This window comes from Flavobacterium qiangtangense (assembly GCF_042658345.1).
Lineage (GTDB): Bacteria > Bacteroidota > Bacteroidia > Flavobacteriales > Flavobacteriaceae > Flavobacterium > Flavobacterium qiangtangense.
On record NZ_JBHSQB010000010.1, the window covers coordinates 140772 to 158968 of the forward strand.

An 18197-nucleotide genomic window follows, 5' to 3' on the forward strand; every position below is an offset into this window, starting at 1 on the left:
AGAAATAAAAAAAGCCTCGTTTAATTAAAAACGAGGCTTTTTTTTATGGAGTTGAAAGAAAAATTATTTTGCTTCTTCTTCCGTTGCAACTTCTTCTTTCGCTTTTACTGCAGGAGCTTCTTTTGAAACCAAACCTCTTGCTTGAAGCATATTGTACCAATTCAACACTTTTTTAATGTCAGAAACATACACTCTTTCTTCGTCATAATCCGGAAGAATTTCTTTGAAATAAGCCACCAAAGTTGCGTTATCTTCTTTGTGAGAAGGCGCTGGACCATTATTTTCTTTTTCAGCAATCGCTCTCATTACTTCTGCCAAAGGTTTTTCTTTGTCAATTGTATAAATCGAAATTTCTGAAAGCAAGCTAACATTGCTTCTTAATCCAACCGTGATTTTTTTTCCGTCAATCATTGATTCAGCCACAAAACCTGTACGAGTTTGTAGTTTTAAAGCGTATAAACCTGGTTTGCCTGAAATGGCTAATATTTTTTCTAAATTCATTTTAAAGATATTTTATAATTTGAAATTAATTTTGTTCTGATTATCTGCCCTTTTTTGGAGCGACAAACTTCATTTTATAATCTGGTCGGGTTTTTCCTTCCATGATATTCTGAAGTTTTTTCTTTATTAACTGCTTTTTCAATGAAGATATTTTGTCGGTAAATAAAATTCCTTCAATATGGTCGTATTCGTGCTGTATTACTCTGGCAATCAAGCCGTCAAATACTTCTGTTTTTTTGTTAAATTCTTCGTCGAAATACTCAATCGTAATTTGTTCGTTTCTGTAAACATCTTCGCGAACTTCTGGAATGCTCAAACATCCTTCATTAAATCCCCATTCTTCGCCTTCTTCTTTCAGCATTTTTGGGTTGATAAATGTTCTTTTGAAATTTTTTAATTGCTCTTGTTCTGCTTCTTCCAAGTCATCGTCTTCTCCAAATGGAGCCGTATCCACCACAAAAAGTCGCAAGCTTAGGCCAACTTGTGGCGCTGCCAATCCAACGCCATAAGCATTATACATCGTGTCATACATATTAGCAACGGTTTCTTTCAAGTTTGGAAAATCTTGTGGAATCTCCTCGCCTACTTTTCTTAAAACCGGATCGCCATATCCTATAATTGGTAAAATCATTTCTTTTGTATTGAATTATACCGACTTAGCATCTTTTCACTAAATGCGGATCGCAAAAATAGTGAAAAAACATAAACTATAACAACCTTTTCATAACATAGAAAGCGTTAATTCTTTATTTTTTTAATTCAAAAAATCTTCGCCAATTGTTATCTTTGCTATTAACCGCTAAATAATGATTCAGAAAGTCCGCAATTTTACCGATTCAACCAATTTTTCAAATGCTCTAAAAGTAACTTTAGCAGCGGTAACTCCTGCCCTATTTTTTTCTTTTCAAGGAAATTTCTTAATCGGATTTAATATTGCAATCGGAGCTTTTTTGACTTATCCAAGCGATATTCCAAGTAATTTAAAGCACAAAATCAACGGACTTTTAGTCGCTTCGTTAATTGTTGCCGGATGTAATTTATTCGTAAATATACTACATCCATTTCCTTGGATTTTTTATCCTGCAATCTCTGCACTAATTTTCTTTTTCTCAATGATTTCGGTCTATGGCCAAAGAGCAACGCAGGTTTCATTCTCGGCGTTGCTTTCCATCTGCTTGTCTTTTGGGCACATTCAAGAAGATTTTTCAATGATGCTCCAATATTCAGGATTAATGCTTGTCGGCGGATTATTTTATCTTTTGATTTCCTTAATTTTTTCCTACGTGAGACCGCACAGATACGTGGAATTGCAAATCGCGAGCTGTTTAAAACTAACAGCAAAATATATGAAACTTCGCGGTGATTTGTGGAATGTAGATTCAGCAAGGGAAAAAATCATCGAAAAACAGCTGATTCTTCAAGTAGAACTAAACACAATTCACGAAAATTTACGCGAGATTTTAATCCGAAACAGAACAAATTCAAGCGGCACTTCTGACCAAACCAGAAAAATGACGCTGGTTTTTATTTCGCTTTTAGAAATTTTAGAACTCGCACTTTCCACTTCTTTTGACCACAATAAATTGCAACAGAAGTTTGAAAATCATCCGAAGGTTTTAAAAACCTATCAAAATCTGGCTTATAATTTAGCTTCATCATTAAAAGCGATTTTTAAAAGCATTGAAAATCATAAAAAATATGTTCCAAAACATTCGTTATTGAAAGATTTGGAAACTTTAGAAAATGCAATCAACGAATACCAAGCCGAACTTGGAAAAGACCAAGCTTCAGAAGGCGTCTGGATGCTTTCTAACATGCTTCATTACGCCGAGAAACAGATTGAAAAAATCAAGATTATCGAGCGCGCGTTCATGCCAAATTTCAACAGCAATGACTTTAAAATGCGTGACAGAAGTTTGGATAAACTGATGACTTCACAATATTATCCTTGGAGTACATTTCGAGAAAATTTAAGTTTTTCTTCCACTATTTTCAGGCATTCGCTTCGATTGACTTCCACAATAATTCTAGCATTTATCATCGGAAACATTTTTCCTTTTGACAAAGTATACTGGATTTTGCTGACCATCGTCGTGATTATGCGACCGGGTTACGGCCTCACAAAAGAGCGTTCGTTCCACAGAATTATCGGTACCGTCGCCGGCGGACTCATCGCTTTTGCGTTATTATTAGTCATCACAGACCCCGTGATTAAAGCGACAATGGCAATTTCTTGCATGATTTTAGGATTCACATTCACGTCCATAAATTACAAAGTCGGAGCCACTTTTGTCACCATTTACGTGGTTTTCGTGTACGGAATCATGACGCCAAATATCAACGACGTTATCCAGTATCGCATTCTAGACACCATTGTCGGCGCAGGCTTGGCTTTTTTAGCCAACTACTTTTTTTGGCCTTCATGGGAATTTATGAGTCAGCCCATTTACATCAAAAAATCTATCGAAGCCAACCGAGATTACCTGAGCGAGATTTCGATTTTTTACAATAATAAAGGAGAAACCACGCCGTCATATCGCCTCGCCAGAAAAAACGCCTTCATCGAAATCGGCAATTTAATGGCTTCTTTTCAACGAATGTCACAAGAGCCAAAATCCAAACAAAAGCAAATTCAGCAGGTTTACAAACTTGCCGTTTTGAACCACACGTTGCTGTCATCGCTCGCGTCGCTGGGAACTTACGTCCAAACCCACAAGACTTACAAAGCTTCAGAAGCGTTCAATGTTGTGGTTCAAACCGTCATTAAAAACTTGAATTTCGCCATTACTTTTGCCAATTTAGAAGTTTCTGAACAAATGGCAAATTCTGAAAACAATGAAGATTTGGCCATGCGTTTCACCGAATTAAAAAACATCCGCGCCAAAGAATTGAAGGAAGCACATTTAAGTGACGATGACGAATTTCAGCTCAAAATGCAGGAAGCGCAGTTGGTCATCGAACAATTAGTTTGGCTCACAAATCTCTCTGAAAGCATCGTAAAAGCTTCAAAACAATTGAGCCAAACGAAGTAGTTTATTGAACCAAACTTCCGCTTCGTTTAAATCATATTCCTGCTGGTTTGCACTATCTTTCATTCAGCAAAAAAGCTGTATAAAAGGATAGTCGCAACCATCAGGGTTAGAATTCAAACTTTCAGGCTTCTTTTAAACTTTTTAATGATTGCGCAGAACATATTTGCGTTTAAAATATAATCTTAAAACCAATCTTGTTATTCCGAGGAACGAGGAATCTCCATATTTTGCTTACATTGTAAAGATTTCTGCTTCTTCGGAATAACAAAAAAACTATAGAAAATAAATTATGGAAATAGATTCCTATTTAAAATCAGACGAATCAATTATCAAAATCTTACATCCGACAAAATCTATTCCTTTACGACTTGAAGATTGGATTAGGATGCCTTTTTTTATTATTTTTTGCATTGCACTTTTTATAATTCTAAAGCCAGACGCAACTGCAAGCTTGCAATCAAAGCAATTAAATACTTACTTTATAATTCCATTGTTAATTCTTTTTGGATTATCTATGTCAATTGGAAAACTGATTCATAGAAGATTCCAAACAATAAATTCAATTTATTATATTACAAATCAGAGAATTGTTTTCTTTGACAAACCTTCAAAATCGATTGCAAAAAGTTTCTATTTTAATCAGTTCATTGAAATTGACTACCGAGAAAATGCTTATGGATTTGGCTATATAATTTTAGGCAAACAAGAGCCTTTTGCAAATCGTGGAGGAAGAATATTTGGAATTAATCCATTAGAACACAAAAATGTGATGAATAATATTGTAGATGTAAAGCAAGAATATGATTTAATTAAAAATCTAGCAAAGAACTCTTCTTCATTAAACTTGAAAATTTAATCAAACGATTAAACATCTCAAATAATACAAACAAAAAAACCCAAACTCTAAAAAGAATTTGGGTTTTATATATTTAAAAATCTGTGAAAATCTGTGTTTTAAAGCTTCGCTAATTTCAAAACAGCCGCAGAATGATTTCTAACTTCTTCTAAAAGCGCCTCATTTTCATTCAAAGAAACCCCGTAAGACGGAATCATTTTCTTTAATTTTTCTTGCCAAACCGACGCTTTTTCGTGTTCAGAAAAACATCTTTTAATCAAATCAAGCATAATGGAAACCGCAGTTGAAGCTCCAGGAGAAGCGCCCAATAAAACTGCAAGGGAACCGTCTGCAGCAGTCACAACTTCAGTCCCAAATTCAAGAACGCCACCACCGTGTTCGCCTTTTTTAATTACTTGAACTCTTTGTCCGGCATGCTCTAAAACCCAATCTTCCATCTTCGCATCCGGAAGATATTCTCTCAAAGCCTGCAATCTATCTTCTGGCGATTGGCGAACTTGGTCAATCAAATATTTTGTCAAAGGCAAATTTTGAAAACCCGCAGAAAGCATCGGAATCATATTGTTCAGTTTTATCGAAAGAGGCAAATCAAGATAAGAACCATTTTTCAAAAACTTGGTAGAAAATCCAGCATAAGGTCCAAATAACAAGGCTTTTTTACCGTCAATCATTCGTGAATCAATATGCGGAACCGACATTGGTGGCGCACCAACAGAAGCTTTTCCATACACTTTTGCGTTGTGTTTTTCAATAACCTCTTCATTAATACATTTTAACCATTGACCGCTCACCGGAAAACCGCCAAAACCATTTCCTTCAGGAATTCCTGCTTTTTCTAACAACGGAAGCGAACCTCCGCCTGCACCAATAAAAACAAAATTAGTTCGCACTTTTCTGATATCGCCGTTTGATAAATCTTTCGATTTAATTCTCCATCTTCCGTCTTCTTGTTTTTTCAACTTCTTAACGTCGTGGTGAAAATACATATCCACACCTTCCAATGTTTTTAAATAGTCAAAAATATTTCTGGTCAATTCGCCAAAATTTACGTCGGTTCCAATCTTCATTGACGTCGCCGCAAACGCCTGGCTTGCTCTTCTTCCTTCCATTACTAGAGGCATCCAAGATTTAATTTGCTCGGTATCTTCAGAATATTCCATTCCTTTGAAAAGGTTGAATTGTTGCAAAGCTTCGAATCTCTTTTTCAAGAAATCGACGTTTTCTTCGCCCCAAACAAAACTCATGTGCGGAATGCTTTTGATAAAATTCTCAGGATGCGAGATTAGATTTTTTTCCACCAAATAAGCCCAAAACTGCTTTGAAACCTCAAAAGATTCTGCAATTTTTACTGCTTTTTTAGTTTCAATTTCGCCATTTTCAAGTTGTGGCGTATAGTTTAATTCACAAAAAGCAGAGTGTCCCGTTCCTGCGTTGTTCCAAGCATCAGAACTTTCTGCAGCAGCGACATCTAGTCTTTCGTAAATTTCAATTTTTATTTTTGGATTCAGTTCTTTAAGCAGTAAGCCTAAAGTTGCGCTCATTATTCCTGCGCCAATTAAAACCACATCGGTTTCTGTTCGGAAAGTCGTAGTTGCCATCACAAAATTTTTGTCGTGCAAAGATACTTTGAAAGAAAGAAATAATTACTTATTTATATCAATTTTAAATAACTTTTCACACTTTTAACGAAATCTAAAAAAAACGTACTATTTTTTTTTAGATAAATAGTCTTGTAGCATTATCGTTGCAGAAATTTCATCAATCAATGCTTTATTTTGTCTTTGTTTCTTTTTCAGCCCACTGTCAATCATAGTTTGGAACGCCATTTTTGAAGTAAAACGTTCGTCAACCCTTTCAATTGGCAGGTCAGGAAAAGATTTTTTAAATTTTTCAACAAATGCTTCAATAATTTCAGTGCTTTCTGAAGGCGTGTAATCCATTTGTTTTGGCTCACCGATTAAAACTCGTTCTACCTTTTCTTTGGAAAAATAATCTTTCAAAAAAATGATTGCAGTTTCTGACGGAATTGTTGTTAAACCAGACGCAATGATTTGCATTTCATCCGTAATTGCAATCCCTGTGCGTTTTTTTCCGTAATCTATGGCTAGAACTCTTGGCATTATTTTAATTTTTTATTTTCTGAAATTATTTCTTGTAGTCTTTTAAATTCACCATTCATTCCAAAACAGTCATAAATAAATATTCCTTTAGAAAAACTTACTTGTTTACAATCAAAGCAAATCTTAACTATTTCGGTTTCCTTTTTATTTTTACTAAGAACAAAAATGTCTCGATAAAGTGGCAAACAAGAAGTTACAGTAACTTCGTCACATGTCTTTTCTGTAAAAATTTTTGTTCTTAACTCATCGGAATATTTTGAATTAACAACTTTTTTTACAACTCTATCAGAATTCAAAGCTTCATAAAAATCAACTTTATCTTCGTCGTTACTTGGATTTTCCCACTCTAAGAAAACTTGAAGTAATTCTGTTTGCCTTGATACTGTATCTTCTTTTTTCAGTTTGTAATAATCCTCTTCAGAAATATCAATCTGGTAATGCACAACTTCATCAAAATCAAAAAACGGTTTTCCTTCCGTGATTCTATTATTCAGTTCTTCTTGTGTTTCATATTCCGGAAGTTCTTGCTCAGCTTTCTTATTGCAAGAAATTAGCAAAAAAAGAATCATCAATCGAAATAGGATTTTCATAGAAATAAATTTTTCCAAATTTACACTTTTAATTTTCCTAATCTTAAAAGCATTTGGAAAGTGACTTCTTTTTCGCTGGTTTCCCACGATGTTTTTAAATCTTCTCTTATTAAATCTAAAGGATTTTGATTGTTGTGCGCTTTATAATGTTCAACAGCCGACCAAGTTTCAAGATATCCAATTAATTGTTCATATGACCAAGTAAATTTATTTTCGAAATTCAAGGTTTCTAATTCTTCAAAAGGAAACGGAATGGTCTGGTAATTTTCATCCAAATATTTTCTTTCGGCGTCCCAAAACGGACCTACAATATTATAATAGAAATCTTCGACAATTTTATCGGTATTTGGGTTGGTTTTAAAAAGTCCGTAGCCGATTATGGCGAAGATTCCGTTTGGTTTTAAGATGCGATAAATTTCTGGGTAAAAAATATCAAAGTCGAACCAATGAACGGCTTGAGCGACGGTAATTAAATCGAATTGCTTGTCTTCGAAATCTGTTTTTTCTGCCGGAAGTTTTTTATAGATTACATTTAAGATTTGCTTTGCGTGAAGCAATTGGTTTTCGCTGATGTCTGTGGCATAAACGGTTTCAAAATAGTCAGAAAGTTGTTGCGCTACCTGTCCGTTTCCGGTGGCGACATCTAAGGCGTTTTCTCGTTTTTCTGTGAATGAAACGATGTGTTCAATTAATTCTGGCGGATAAGTTGGTCGGAATTTTGAATATTCTGAAGCTTGGTTTGAGAAATTGTCTTTCATAATTTTTGTGTTGTTTTATAAAGGTAAGGAAAAGTTTTTTTTTCAGCCAACCCTTTCAGGGTTTTAACCCTGAAAGGGTTTTGAGTTGCTTGACATTTTTAAGACAACGTTTACCGACAATATTGGTCCAGAAGTTTACAAAAAAGCGAATAGTTTCTCAAATAGCCCCGATTGGCGGCAGTAGCTTTTTCTTTCCGATTTTTTATCGGAAGAAAAACTACTGCAGAAAGCGGGAACATGGATTACAGATAAATTACTACCGATTCGCTCCTGAACAAACTTGGCCTTGCTTTTGGCTTTTGGCTTTTGGCTATTGCCTAAAAAAGTTATCTTTGTGCAAAATCGAAATTTATGAATGCTTTGCAAACAATTATAGAGCAGGCTTGGGAAAACCGAGCGTTGCTTCAGGAGGAAAAAACTACAAGTGCAATTCGTGAGGTTATTGAACTATTGGATTCAGGGAAACTTCGTGTTGCTGAACCAGTCGCTGATGGCTGGCAAGTGAACGAATGGGTAAAAAAGGCGGTAGTTATGTATTTTCCGATTCAAAAAATGGAAACTTTAGAGGCCGGAATTTTTGAATATCACGATAAAATGCCTTTAAAAAGAGGTTATGCCGAAAAAGGGATTCGTGTGGTTCCGAATGCTGTGGCACGCCACGGAGCTTACATTTCTAGCGGTGTGATTTTGATGCCGAGCTATGTAAACATTGGTGCTTATGTGGATGAAGGCACGATGGTTGACACTTGGGCGACTGTTGGAAGCTGTGCTCAAATTGGTAAAAATGTGCATTTGAGTGGCGGTGTTGGAATTGGTGGTGTGTTGGAACCTTTGCAAGCGGCGCCGGTGATTATTGAAGACGGTGCTTTTATTGGCTCAAGATGTATCGTTGTGGAAGGTGTTCGCGTGGAAAAAGAAGCGGTTCTTGGTGCAAATGTTTGCTTGACAGCTTCAACAAAAATCATTGATGTTACTGGAGATGAGCCTATTGAAATGAAAGGAATTGTTCCGGCGCGTTCGGTTGTGATTCCTGGAAGTTATACAAAAAAATTCGCAGCGGGAGAATTTCAGGTTCCGTGTGCGTTGATTATTGGAAAGAGAAAACCTTCGACTGACTTGAAAACTTCTCTGAACAATGCGTTGAGAGAGTATGATGTCGCGGTTTAAGATTTTAGATTTCAGACTATACTTTGTCTTTAAACTTTCGAGCTTTTGACTTTTAGACTTTCAAACTTTAGACTTAATGAAGATACTTGTGATTCAGCAGAAAATGATTGGCGATGTTTTGGCCAGTTCGATTTTGTGCAATAATTTGAAGGTGATTCATCCAGAAGCGCAGGTGGATTATCTGATTTATCCGTTCACGAAACCTGTGGTGGAAAATAATCCGAATATTGATAATCTGATTCTTTTTAAGGACGAATTTCGAAAGAGCAAAAAAGCGTTGTTGAAGTTCTTAACTTCTATTCGAAAAGCAAAATATGACGTTGTGATTGATGCTTATGGAAAGCTGGAAAGCAACTTGGTCGTGGGAATGTCTGGCGCTAAAAAGAAAATTGGTTGGCATAAATCATACACTAATTTTTTATATACAAATACTTTCAAAGAATTTTCAAAACCGTTGACTTCAGCGGGTTTGGCGATTGAAAACAGGATTCTTTTATTGAGTCCCTTTTCTTCGGAAAAAGTGCTTGATAATAAGCCAAAAATATTTTTGACGGAAGCTGAAATTGAAAACGGAAAAGCGATTTTAGAACAAAATAAAATTGATTTTTCGAAGAAAATTTACATGATTGGCGTTCTTGGAAGCGGAAATAGTAAAACTTATCCTTTTCCTTTTATGGCGAAGATTTTAGATTTTATTGTTGCCAAAACCGATGCCACGCTACTATTTAATTATATGCCGTCGCAATTGAAAGAAGCGCAAGAAATCTTCAATTTATGTACAGCGGAAACTCAGAAAAATATAAAAATTGATATAATTCCCGGAAGTATTCGGGAATTTTTATCGATTACCTATCATTGCGATGCTTTGATTGGTAACGAAGGTGGCGCTGTAAATATGGCAAAAGCGTTGAATAAACCAACTTTCACGATATTTTCAACTTGGATAATTAAGGAAGCTTGGAATGCTTTTGAGGATGAAAAACAAAATGTTTCGGTTCACTTAAAAGATTTTAAACCTGAATTATACGGAGAAAAAACAGCTAAAGAAATGAAGGAAAAAGCGATGGAATTGTATGATGCTTTTACTCCGGATTTGGTGATTCCTAGCTTGGGAGAATATTTGAAAATTAATTGATTGCAGGATAATTTCATCCCAACGGGATTTTTAAAAAATCGGTTTTTTTTGCTACAATAATGTCATTCCTACGGAATTTATTAAAATCTTAAATTCTTTTTTTCTTATAATAATGTCATTCCTACGGAATTGGCATATTAATTAGAATTGATTCCTGTCAAAGTTTTCACCACTTTATTTTTTCTGGTGTTTTCTCTAATTGAAGCGTTTTTCTTCCACATTTCCTCATTTACATAACCTCTGGCGTGATCTAAATGCACGCAAATTGCGCTATATCGAATTTGTTTTGACTTTAATCCTTTATTAAAAAGTCGTTCGCCAAGTTCTCTATCTTCACCTCCATATTGCATTTCTTGGTTGAAACCGTTTACATATAACAATTCTGATTTCCAAGTAGATGCGTTGTGTCCGTTCCAAGATGCTTTTGTAGGTGTAATAAAATTCAAAAACTTGGCTAAAAACCCGGAAGCGGTTAATTTTAGTTTATTTTTTGAAGGCAATCCCATTCCGACTAGCCATTTTATGTCAAAACATTTTTGGCTAATAATGTCATTTTTTGAAATTGCTTGTGAAATGTTCATCGGCAATTTAAAGTATCCGCCTGAAAGAAAATATCCTGATTCTCTGAAATGCAAATGTGTTTCCACAAAATCTTTTCTTGGAATACAATCTCCGTCAGTAAAAATAAGGTAGTCTGATTTTGAAGCAATAATCGCTTTATTTAAAATTTGTGTTTTCTGAAATCCGTTGTCTTCTTGCCAAACATGTTGCAATGGCATACTGATTTCAGCGCGCATTTTATCTAAAAGTTCTTTGGTTTTTGGTCCAGAACCGTCATCAGCAATAATAATTTCGAAATCGAGTTCGGTTTGCACGCTGAATCCCCAAATGACTTTTTCAAGCCATTCTTCAGAATTATAAGTACTCATTATTACAGACGCTTTCATCAAATTTTAATTTTTAGAGAACTTCAAAATCTTTTTAATTCTTCTTTTTCGTTGTAGTTTTCGGTGAAAATCATTTTTATAACTGAGCAGTTTATCATAAACTTCAGAATAATTTTTACCGCTTAATTTTGCATATTCATCACTCATAATTGCAATCATTTCGGCTTTGTATGTCAATCTTTTTAAATTATTCATTCGTTGCTCAAAATTCATAGCATTGTGAAAATTCATTCGATTTAAATCAACCAAATAAAAGTCATACTTTGTATCTGAAACCTTTTTTATCAGCGTATTCCCTGGAGAATGGTCTAAAAATTCAATTCCTTTTTGATGAAGCTCAAATGAAAATTGAGTGAATTGTCGCAAAATATTTTCATGGTCTGGATAATCTGGAATTGTAACTAACTCTCTGAAAGTCAAATCTGGGTGAAGATGCTCGCTTATGTAGAAACTTTTTCCGAGTCCTAAAAATGTAGAAAATTCTGAATAAGCAATTGGATGAGGAGTTCCGATATTATTTTCTAGAAGTTTTACAGCATATTCAAACGATCGTTGGGCCTTTGATTTTCTAAAAAAACGGTAAACCACCTTATTAATTAACGTTGGAATCTTAAAAGACTTGACATTAATTGAGTTAGAAAAAACCTTTATAATGTTTCGTTTGCCATCTCCAAAAATGGTTCCACTTTTGTCGAAATTTTCAATGATTTCAGCAATATCCTTTTTTTTGGAAATATATTTGGGGTGAATGGCTAACTTCATTTAGTGTTTTTCTAAATTTTAATTTTAGCAACAAAAATAATCAATGCTTTTCATACTTTTACAATTAAATTATGAAAATGAAGAAAACAGTTTTTTTAGAGACGCACAATATAAAAAACCCAACGACAGGATTTGGCGTTTTTAACTATTGTTTGATTAAGGGTATCAGTAATCTCGACACGTCAAATCTTGAAATTACTGTAAGTGCAAAAGATACTCAAAAGTTAGAAAAAGAATTTAAAAGAAAATTTAAGTACAAAAAAATATTCGGCTTTAATCGCTACAAGGCATTTCGAATTAGAAAAAAATATGATTTGTGGCATTCTGTGAATCAAAACACACGAATCGAACCAAGAAAATCTAGAAAATATTTGCTGACAATTCACGATGTTAATTTTGCAGAAAATGCTGAAAACAATGGAAATAAGCAATACACGTTATTCGTTGAAAAATTACAAAAGGCAGACGCGATTACTTATATTTCTGAATTTGCAAAAAAGCAGACACACACTTATTTTGACGTTCCAAATGTTCCAGAATATGTGATTTATAACGGAAATCCGATTACTGAAATTGAGGACACCAGTGATTTTATATCAGAAGTTAATGTTGAAAAACCGTTTTTATATTCGATTGGAGATTTTCTAGAAAAGAAAAATTTTAATTCAATTGTTGCCATGATGCAATTTATACCAGAATATAATTTGATAATTTCTGGAAATAATAATAAAGAGTATGGCGAAAAAGTAAAACAGACAATCGTTGACTTAAACTTGCAGGACCGCGTTTTTTTAACGGGAAAGGTCAGCGAAAAAGGAAAACAATTTTATTTAAAAAATTGCAGTGCTTTTGTATTTCCGTCTCTTGGCGAGGGATTTGGGCTTCCGCCAATTGAAGCGATGAAGTTTGGAAACGCAATATTTTTAGCAGACAGAACTTCGTTGAAAGAAGTTGGAGGCAAACATTGCTTTTATTGGGACGAATTTGATCCCAAATATATGGCGTCAGTCTTCCATCAAGGAATGAAACAATATTCTGAAAATAAGGCTTTTTATATCGCCCAATATAAAGAGCGAGGCGACAGTTTTAGTTGGAAAAACGCTACAAAACAGTATTTAGAAGTGTATAATTCCTTATTATCATCATCATAGCAATTTAAATCATTAATTTATCTTTAAATTTGCAGCAAAAAAAAATTGAAATTTTTCGATGAAAATATTGAATGTAACTACAATTCCTGAATGGCGAGGAGGCGATAATCAGATGTATACAATTTTCAAGTTACTTCAGGACAAAAAGGATTTACCTCAATTTATTCTTTGTCCCGAAAATTCAGTGCTATCACAAAAATGCAAAAATGATGGTATTCCTTGCTATACTTATGATAGGACAAGTTTTAAATTGATTCACGCCACAAAAAAAATCATTGAAATTTGTAAAAAAGAAAACATCGACATCATTCACGTTCACGATTCATCTGCTTTAAATGCAGCGCTTTTATCGTTATTATTTCTTCCAAAATCGATTCAGATATTATTGAGTCGAAAAAGAAATAATCCGATTAAGGAAAAATTCTTGAACAAGTTTAAATATTCTCATCCTCGAATCGTCAAAATTGTTTCGGTATCAAAAGCCGTTGAAGCTATTTTTAAAAATATAATTTCTGATAAAGAAAGGCTTGTAACTATCTATGACGCAGTCGATGTGAGTGAATTTGCTTCAAAAACAAATCAAAATTTGCTTCATAAAGAATATAATTTTGATCAAGATGTGAAAATTGTCGGAAATATTGCTGGCTTAACTGACCAAAAAGATATTTACACATTTATTGATACTGCTAAAAAAGTCCTTGAAAATAAACCATCTGATTTAAAGATAAAATTTTTGGTTATTGGAGATGGAGAGTTAAAAAACGAATTATTACAATATATAAAATCTCAAAACGTTGAAGATTCAGTCTTCTTCACCGGATTTAGAAACAATGTATCTGATCTATTGCCAGAACTTGATGTGTTATTGATGACCTCAATTTCTGAAGGATTGCCGTTAACTATTTATGAAGCATTTGCTTCAAAAGTTCCCGTTGTTAGTACAAAAGCAGGCGGTATTGCGGAAGTTGTTATTGAAAATGAAACTGGTTTTGTGACTGAATTAAAAGATTCTAAATCATTATCAGAAAAGGTATTAAAGTTGCTTGTTAACGATGAATTATCGAAAAAAATAACTTCAAATGCTTTTGAAATCGTTAAAAAAAATCATGACGTTAGTGTGATGAAAGAGAATTATTATGAATTTTATAAAACCCTTATTAGATGAAAATATGTTTGATCAGCTTTGACTATTGGGGTTTTGACCAACATATTATTGATGCGCTTCAAAAACAAGGAATTGAGGCAAGTCATATCAATTTGAATGATTTCACATATTCTTATCCAAATCTTATTAGTCGAGTGAGCAACGGCCTCTCAAAAGTCATATTAGATAAAAATATAAAGATTATTAAAAAGCAAAAATTTGTTTTAGATAAACTTGAAAAACTTGGGCATCAAGACATTATTTTGACCATCAGACCCGATCTTTTGGACAGAAAAACGCACGAAATAATCAAGACAAAAACAGATCGTTACATCGCGTATCTTTATGACAGCACAAAACGTTTTCCTGTAAAACATTTGTCAAAAGGTATTTTCGACGAGATATTTTCGTTTGATAGAGAAGAATCAAATGCTTATAATTTTAAGCGAATTAGCAACTATATCTACCTTCCAAAGAAGGAACTCGACTTGCAGGAAGAATATAAACATTCTGTTTTTATGGTAATTTCAAATGACGATCGTTTGAAAACATTAGATGCAGTTTCAAAAAAACTTGATGCTTTAAATATTGATTACAAATTTATTGTAAAATCAAATAAAGGATTGGGCCGAGTAAATCCAAAGATTGAGCGCACCAAAAAAGATATTGGTTCTGAAGAAATGAAAAACCTTATCGAAAATTCAAAGATTATGATGGACGTTTCAAGGTCGACAAATATTGGGCTTAGTTTTCGATTTTTTGAATCGTTGGCTTATCAAAAAAAATTAATTACGACCAATCAAGCCGTAAAACGATATGCTTTTTTTGATCCAAATAACATTTTGATAATTGATCCAAAAAATCCGGAAATACCAAAATCATTTTTTGAAACACCTTACAAACCTTTAGATGAGGATATATACTATAAATATACTATCGAAAATTGGGTAAAAACAGTCTTTGGACTGGAATAAAAATTAATAAAATGCAAAAGAAAAAATTACTTTTTCTGTGTCCGAATATTTTTGGCTTATATGATGTTTTTAAAACCGGTTTAGAAAATTATTCAGGTTGCGAAGTCACCACAATCCTTTATCGACGCTATAAATACAAGAACAAAAAAGAGCAAATTCAAAATTTTCTTTCAAAGGCTTTTTCTGGAAAAAAACTAAAAAATCAATGGGAAGAAGAGATGTATTTGGACTTGTTGAAAGAGTACAAACATTTTGATTACGCACTCACGATATGCCCAGAAATGCTCAGCGCACCGGTGTTAAGCCATGTCCAGCAAATTGCTGATAAATCGGTGGTTTATTATTGGGATGGTTTTGACCATTTTCCAAATTACAGGCAAACACTTCCTTATTTTGATAGCCTTTTCAGCTTTGACCCAGAGGACGCCAAGAAATATAAGCTTAATTTTATCACCAATTTTTATTTTGCCGAAAATAGAAATACCAAAGCGACACTTGATTTTTTCTTCCTAAGTTCTTTCGATTCAAGATATCCTGTATTAGAAAAAATCGTTTCATTATTGGAAAAACAGCAAATGAAAGTAAGTGTTTTGCAATATGTCAATGACAAAAAATTAAAATTGATTCCAAAAAAGCATCTACAATCTTTTGAATTTATCACGAAACCAATTTCGTTTAAAGAAACCACTGAATTGATGGACAAGGCCAGAATTGTGCTGGATATCCAAAAAGACATTCAAAAAGGATTAACTTTCAGGGTTTTTGAAGCAATGGGCTTGGGCAAAAAATTAATCACTACAAATCCAGAGATTGTGAATTATGATTTTTACAATCCAAACAATATCTTTATCTGGACAGACGAAACCAAAACCATTCCTGAAAGTTTTTTGAACACGCCTTACGTGGAAATTTCCGAAGAAATTTACAAAAAATACAGTCAAGAAAGCTGGGTTAAAAAAATTCTAGATTTATAATTATGAATGAAGAAATACACAAAGCCTTTGAGGTAATAAAAAACGGAGGCATCATCCTCTACCCGACCGAAACAGTTTGGGGAATTGGCTGTGACGCTACAAATCCAGAAGCCGTAGCAAAGATTTATGCCTTGAAACAACGCGAAGAATCAAAGTCGATGATTGTTTTAATGAATGCCGAAAAGATGATGTACAACGTTTTTAAAGACATTCCTGAAGTGGCGTGGCAAATTTTAGATTTGTCCGAAAAACCAACGACTTTAATTCTGGACAATCCAAGAAATATTGCTCCAAATTTAATTGCTCCAGATAAAACCCTCGGAATCAGAATCATAAAAGAGCCGTTCGCTTTCAAATTACTGGAACGAATGAAAAAACCGCTCGTCTCTACTTCTGCCAATATTTCTGGAAAACCCACTCCGATGAATTTTAAAGAAATCAGCCAAGAGATTATAAAAGGTGTCGACTATGTCGTAAATTTGCCGAATGAAAAAATGACCGGAAAACCTTCTGCAATTATCAAGTTAACGAATGATAGCCAGGTGAAGATTATCCGGAAATAGTTTTCAGTATTCAGTTTGCAGTTTGCAGTCTTTGACCTTCAAACTTTAAACTTTAAACTAAAATAATGAACTACAAAGAAGCACTACAAAATAAAATTTTTCAAGTAATCTCGGAAGCTTCCGCATCGCTTAACGTTGAAAGTTATGTGATTGGCGGATTTGTTCGGGATTTGCTTTTGAAAAGAGATTTCAAAAAAGATATCGACGTTGTTGCCGTTGGAAGTGGCATTGAATTGGCATTAAAAGTGTCAGAAATGCTTCCGAAGAAACCAAAAGTTCAAGTTTTCAAAACTTATGGAACAGCGATGTTGCGTTTTGAAGATACTGAAATTGAGTTCGTTGGCGCCAGAAAAGAGTCGTATCATTTTGAAAGTCGAAATCCTGTTGTGGAAAATGGAACGCTTGAAGATGACCAAAACCGTCGTGACTTTACCATAAATGCTTTGGCTTTATCGCTAAACGCACCGAATTTCGGAGAATTGGTTGACCCTTTTAATGGGTTGGAAGCATTGGAAAACAAAACCATCAAAACGCCATTAGATCCAGATATTACCTTTTCTGATGACCCGCTTCGAATGATGCGCGGAATTCGTTTTGCTTCGCAATTGAATTTTGAAATTGAAGAAGAATCTTTAAAAGCCATTGAGAGAAATAAAGAGCGAATCAAGATAATTTCTGGCGAAAGAATCGTGGACGAATTGAACAAAATTCTGATGACTGAAAAACCTTCTGTCGGATTTTTATTGTTGCACAAAACGGGACTTTTGCATATAATTCTTCCCGAATTGACAGATTTACAAGGAGTCGATGAATCGGAAGGACAGACGCACAAAGATAATTTTTACCACACTTTGGAAGTTGTGGACAACATTGCTCCAAACACCGATGATGTTTGGCTTCGCTGGTCGGCATTGCTTCACGACATTGGAAAAGCACCTACGAAACGCCATCACAAAAAGAACGGTTGGTCATTTCACGGACATGAATTTGTGGGCGGAAAAATGGTCAAAAAATTGTTTGAAAGATTACATATGCCATTAAACCACAAGATGAAATACGTTTCAAAAATGGTGATGATGAGCTCGCGACCAATTGTTTTGTCGCAAGATACTGTCACAGATTCTGCAGTTCGAAGGTTGGTTTTTGATGCGGGTGAAGACATCGAAGATTTGATGACTTTGTGCGAAGCCGATATCACGACAAAAAACCCAAATAAGTTTAAAAAGTACCATAATAATTTTAAGATTGTGCGCCAAAAAATCGTGGAAGTTGAAGAACGCGACCATGTTAGACAATTTCAACCGCCGATTTCTGGAGAAGAAATTATGGAAACTTTCAACTTAAAACCAGGACGCGAAATCGGTGTTTTGAAAGAAGCGATAAAAGAAGCGATTTTAGAAGGTGAAATACCAAACGAATACCAGCCAGCGTACGATTTTATGTTGAAAAGAGCGGCCAAATTAGGTTTGAAGAAAGTTTAACTTGCGTTTGCAATAGCTTGATTTAAAATTTCTTAATTTTAT

The 18197-nt window shown here is 34.2% G+C and carries 18 protein-coding genes; 10 read left to right on the top strand and 8 right to left on the bottom strand.

Translation table 11 applies throughout. The features are described from left to right. Positions 1-63: 63 nt before the first annotated feature. Both ACFPVY_RS14480 and def read right to left on the bottom strand, forming a co-directional pair. A complete protein-coding gene (locus ACFPVY_RS14480) occupies positions 64-501 on the bottom strand; it encodes a DUF5606 family protein (RefSeq protein WP_379792840.1) in 438 nt (145 codons plus the stop codon). Positions 502-541: 40 nt separating this feature from the next. Beyond that, positions 542-1132 (bottom strand): peptide deformylase, encoded by a 591-nt coding sequence (gene def, locus ACFPVY_RS14485; RefSeq protein WP_379792841.1) that lies wholly within the window; start codon positions 1130-1132, stop codon positions 542-544. Positions 1133-1307: 175 nt separating this feature from the next. Between def and ACFPVY_RS14490 the strand changes: the two genes are divergently transcribed. Both ACFPVY_RS14490 and ACFPVY_RS14495 read left to right on the top strand, forming a co-directional pair. Next, positions 1308-3533, top strand: coding sequence for an FUSC family protein (locus tag ACFPVY_RS14490; protein WP_379792842.1), 2226 nt, complete (start codon positions 1308-1310; stop codon positions 3531-3533). A gap of 289 nt (positions 3534-3822) precedes the next feature. Beyond that, the gene (locus tag ACFPVY_RS14495) at positions 3823-4389 is read left to right on the top strand and encodes a hypothetical protein (RefSeq protein ID WP_379792843.1); all 567 of its coding nucleotides are present in this window, start codon (positions 3823-3825) and stop codon (positions 4387-4389) included. A gap of 98 nt (positions 4390-4487) precedes the next feature. Here ACFPVY_RS14495 and ACFPVY_RS14500 read toward each other — a convergent pair whose 3' ends face one another. The 4 genes from ACFPVY_RS14500 to ACFPVY_RS14515 form a co-directional block, all read right to left on the bottom strand. Continuing rightward, the gene (locus ACFPVY_RS14500) at positions 4488-5987 is read right to left on the bottom strand and encodes a malate:quinone oxidoreductase (RefSeq protein ID WP_379792844.1); all 1500 of its coding nucleotides are present in this window, start codon (positions 5985-5987) and stop codon (positions 4488-4490) included. A 108-nt stretch (positions 5988-6095) separates the two neighbouring features. Then, on the bottom strand, positions 6096-6509 hold the full coding sequence (gene ruvX, locus ACFPVY_RS14505; RefSeq protein ID WP_379792845.1) for a Holliday junction resolvase RuvX: 414 nt from the start codon (positions 6507-6509) through the stop codon (positions 6096-6098). Next, complete coding sequence (locus ACFPVY_RS14510; protein ID WP_379792846.1) at positions 6509-7117, bottom strand: hypothetical protein; 609 nt, start codon at positions 7115-7117, stop codon at positions 6509-6511. The genes ruvX and ACFPVY_RS14510 overlap by 1 nt, the downstream gene beginning before the upstream one ends. Before the next feature lie 2 nt (positions 7118-7119). After that, positions 7120-7857, bottom strand: coding sequence for a class I SAM-dependent methyltransferase (locus tag ACFPVY_RS14515; protein WP_379792847.1), 738 nt, complete (start codon positions 7855-7857; stop codon positions 7120-7122). A 351-nt stretch (positions 7858-8208) separates the two neighbouring features. Here ACFPVY_RS14515 and ACFPVY_RS14520 point away from each other — a divergent pair, with 351 nt between their 5' ends. Beyond that, on the top strand, positions 8209-9024 hold the full coding sequence (locus ACFPVY_RS14520) for a 2,3,4,5-tetrahydropyridine-2,6-dicarboxylate N-succinyltransferase (RefSeq protein ID WP_379792848.1): 816 nt from the start codon (positions 8209-8211) through the stop codon (positions 9022-9024). Between the two features lie 76 nt (positions 9025-9100). After that, on the top strand, positions 9101-10159 hold the full coding sequence (locus ACFPVY_RS14525; protein ID WP_379792849.1) for a glycosyltransferase family 9 protein: 1059 nt from the start codon (positions 9101-9103) through the stop codon (positions 10157-10159). Positions 10160-10296: 137 nt separating this feature from the next. On the opposite strand, the gene ACFPVY_RS14530 is transcribed toward ACFPVY_RS14525, so the two are convergent. Together ACFPVY_RS14530 and ACFPVY_RS14535 are read right to left on the bottom strand one after the other, a co-directional pair. Beyond that, complete coding sequence (locus ACFPVY_RS14530) at positions 10297-11106, bottom strand: glycosyltransferase family 2 protein (protein WP_379792850.1); 810 nt, start codon at positions 11104-11106, stop codon at positions 10297-10299. Between the two features lie 6 nt (positions 11107-11112). Beyond that, a complete protein-coding gene (locus ACFPVY_RS14535; protein ID WP_379792851.1) occupies positions 11113-11868 on the bottom strand; it encodes a lipopolysaccharide kinase InaA family protein in 756 nt (251 codons plus the stop codon). A gap of 77 nt (positions 11869-11945) precedes the next feature. On the opposite strand from ACFPVY_RS14535, the gene ACFPVY_RS14540 reads away from it, so the two are divergent. The 6 genes from ACFPVY_RS14540 to ACFPVY_RS14565 all read left to right on the top strand — a co-directional run bounded on the left by ACFPVY_RS14540 (position 11946) and on the right by ACFPVY_RS14565 (position 18155). After that, a complete protein-coding gene (locus tag ACFPVY_RS14540; protein ID WP_379792852.1) occupies positions 11946-13019 on the top strand; it encodes a glycosyltransferase family 4 protein in 1074 nt (357 codons plus the stop codon). A 58-nt stretch (positions 13020-13077) separates the two neighbouring features. Then, positions 13078-14184, top strand: coding sequence for a glycosyltransferase family 4 protein (locus ACFPVY_RS14545; protein ID WP_379792853.1), 1107 nt, complete (start codon positions 13078-13080; stop codon positions 14182-14184). Further along, a complete protein-coding gene (locus ACFPVY_RS14550; RefSeq protein ID WP_379792854.1) occupies positions 14181-15137 on the top strand; it encodes a WaaS/CpsH family glycosyltransferase in 957 nt (318 codons plus the stop codon). Before ACFPVY_RS14545 ends, ACFPVY_RS14550 begins: the two co-directional genes overlap by 4 nt. Before the next feature lie 11 nt (positions 15138-15148). Then, entirely contained in the window at positions 15149-16111 is a 963-nt protein-coding gene (locus ACFPVY_RS14555) for a WaaS/CpsH family glycosyltransferase (protein ID WP_379792855.1), read from the top strand. A gap of 2 nt (positions 16112-16113) precedes the next feature. Next, positions 16114-16674, top strand: coding sequence for an L-threonylcarbamoyladenylate synthase (locus ACFPVY_RS14560; protein ID WP_379792857.1), 561 nt, complete (start codon positions 16114-16116; stop codon positions 16672-16674). A 65-nt stretch (positions 16675-16739) separates the two neighbouring features. Then, the gene (locus ACFPVY_RS14565) at positions 16740-18155 is read left to right on the top strand and encodes a CCA tRNA nucleotidyltransferase (RefSeq protein WP_379792858.1); all 1416 of its coding nucleotides are present in this window, start codon (positions 16740-16742) and stop codon (positions 18153-18155) included. Positions 18156-18197 lie beyond the last annotated feature (42 nt).

Coding starts and splice junctions, on each gene's coding strand:
- ACFPVY_RS14480 (WP_379792840.1), bottom strand. CDS start 501: ATGAATTTAGAAAAAATATTAGCCATTTCAGGCAAACCAGGTTTATAC.
- def (WP_379792841.1), bottom strand. CDS start 1,132: ATGATTTTACCAATTATAGGATATGGCGATCCGGTTTTAAGAAAAGTA.
- ACFPVY_RS14490 (WP_379792842.1), top strand. CDS start 1,308: ATGATTCAGAAAGTCCGCAATTTTACCGATTCAACCAATTTTTCAAAT.
- ACFPVY_RS14495 (WP_379792843.1), top strand. CDS start 3,823: ATGGAAATAGATTCCTATTTAAAATCAGACGAATCAATTATCAAAATC.
- ACFPVY_RS14500 (WP_379792844.1), bottom strand. CDS start 5,987: ATGGCAACTACGACTTTCCGAACAGAAACCGATGTGGTTTTAATTGGC.
- ruvX (WP_379792845.1), bottom strand. CDS start 6,509: ATGCCAAGAGTTCTAGCCATAGATTACGGAAAAAAACGCACAGGGATT.
- ACFPVY_RS14515 (WP_379792847.1), bottom strand. CDS start 7,857: ATGAAAGACAATTTCTCAAACCAAGCTTCAGAATATTCAAAATTCCGA.
- ACFPVY_RS14520 (WP_379792848.1), top strand. CDS start 8,209: ATGAATGCTTTGCAAACAATTATAGAGCAGGCTTGGGAAAACCGAGCG.
- ACFPVY_RS14525 (WP_379792849.1), top strand. CDS start 9,101: ATGAAGATACTTGTGATTCAGCAGAAAATGATTGGCGATGTTTTGGCC.
- ACFPVY_RS14530 (WP_379792850.1), bottom strand. CDS start 11,106: ATGAAAGCGTCTGTAATAATGAGTACTTATAATTCTGAAGAATGGCTT.
- ACFPVY_RS14535 (WP_379792851.1), bottom strand. CDS start 11,868: ATGAAGTTAGCCATTCACCCCAAATATATTTCCAAAAAAAAGGATATT.
- ACFPVY_RS14540 (WP_379792852.1), top strand. CDS start 11,946: ATGAAGAAAACAGTTTTTTTAGAGACGCACAATATAAAAAACCCAACG.
- ACFPVY_RS14545 (WP_379792853.1), top strand. CDS start 13,078: ATGAAAATATTGAATGTAACTACAATTCCTGAATGGCGAGGAGGCGAT.
- ACFPVY_RS14550 (WP_379792854.1), top strand. CDS start 14,181: ATGAAAATATGTTTGATCAGCTTTGACTATTGGGGTTTTGACCAACAT.
- ACFPVY_RS14555 (WP_379792855.1), top strand. CDS start 15,149: ATGCAAAAGAAAAAATTACTTTTTCTGTGTCCGAATATTTTTGGCTTA.
- ACFPVY_RS14560 (WP_379792857.1), top strand. CDS start 16,114: ATGAATGAAGAAATACACAAAGCCTTTGAGGTAATAAAAAACGGAGGC.
- ACFPVY_RS14565 (WP_379792858.1), top strand. CDS start 16,740: ATGAACTACAAAGAAGCACTACAAAATAAAATTTTTCAAGTAATCTCG.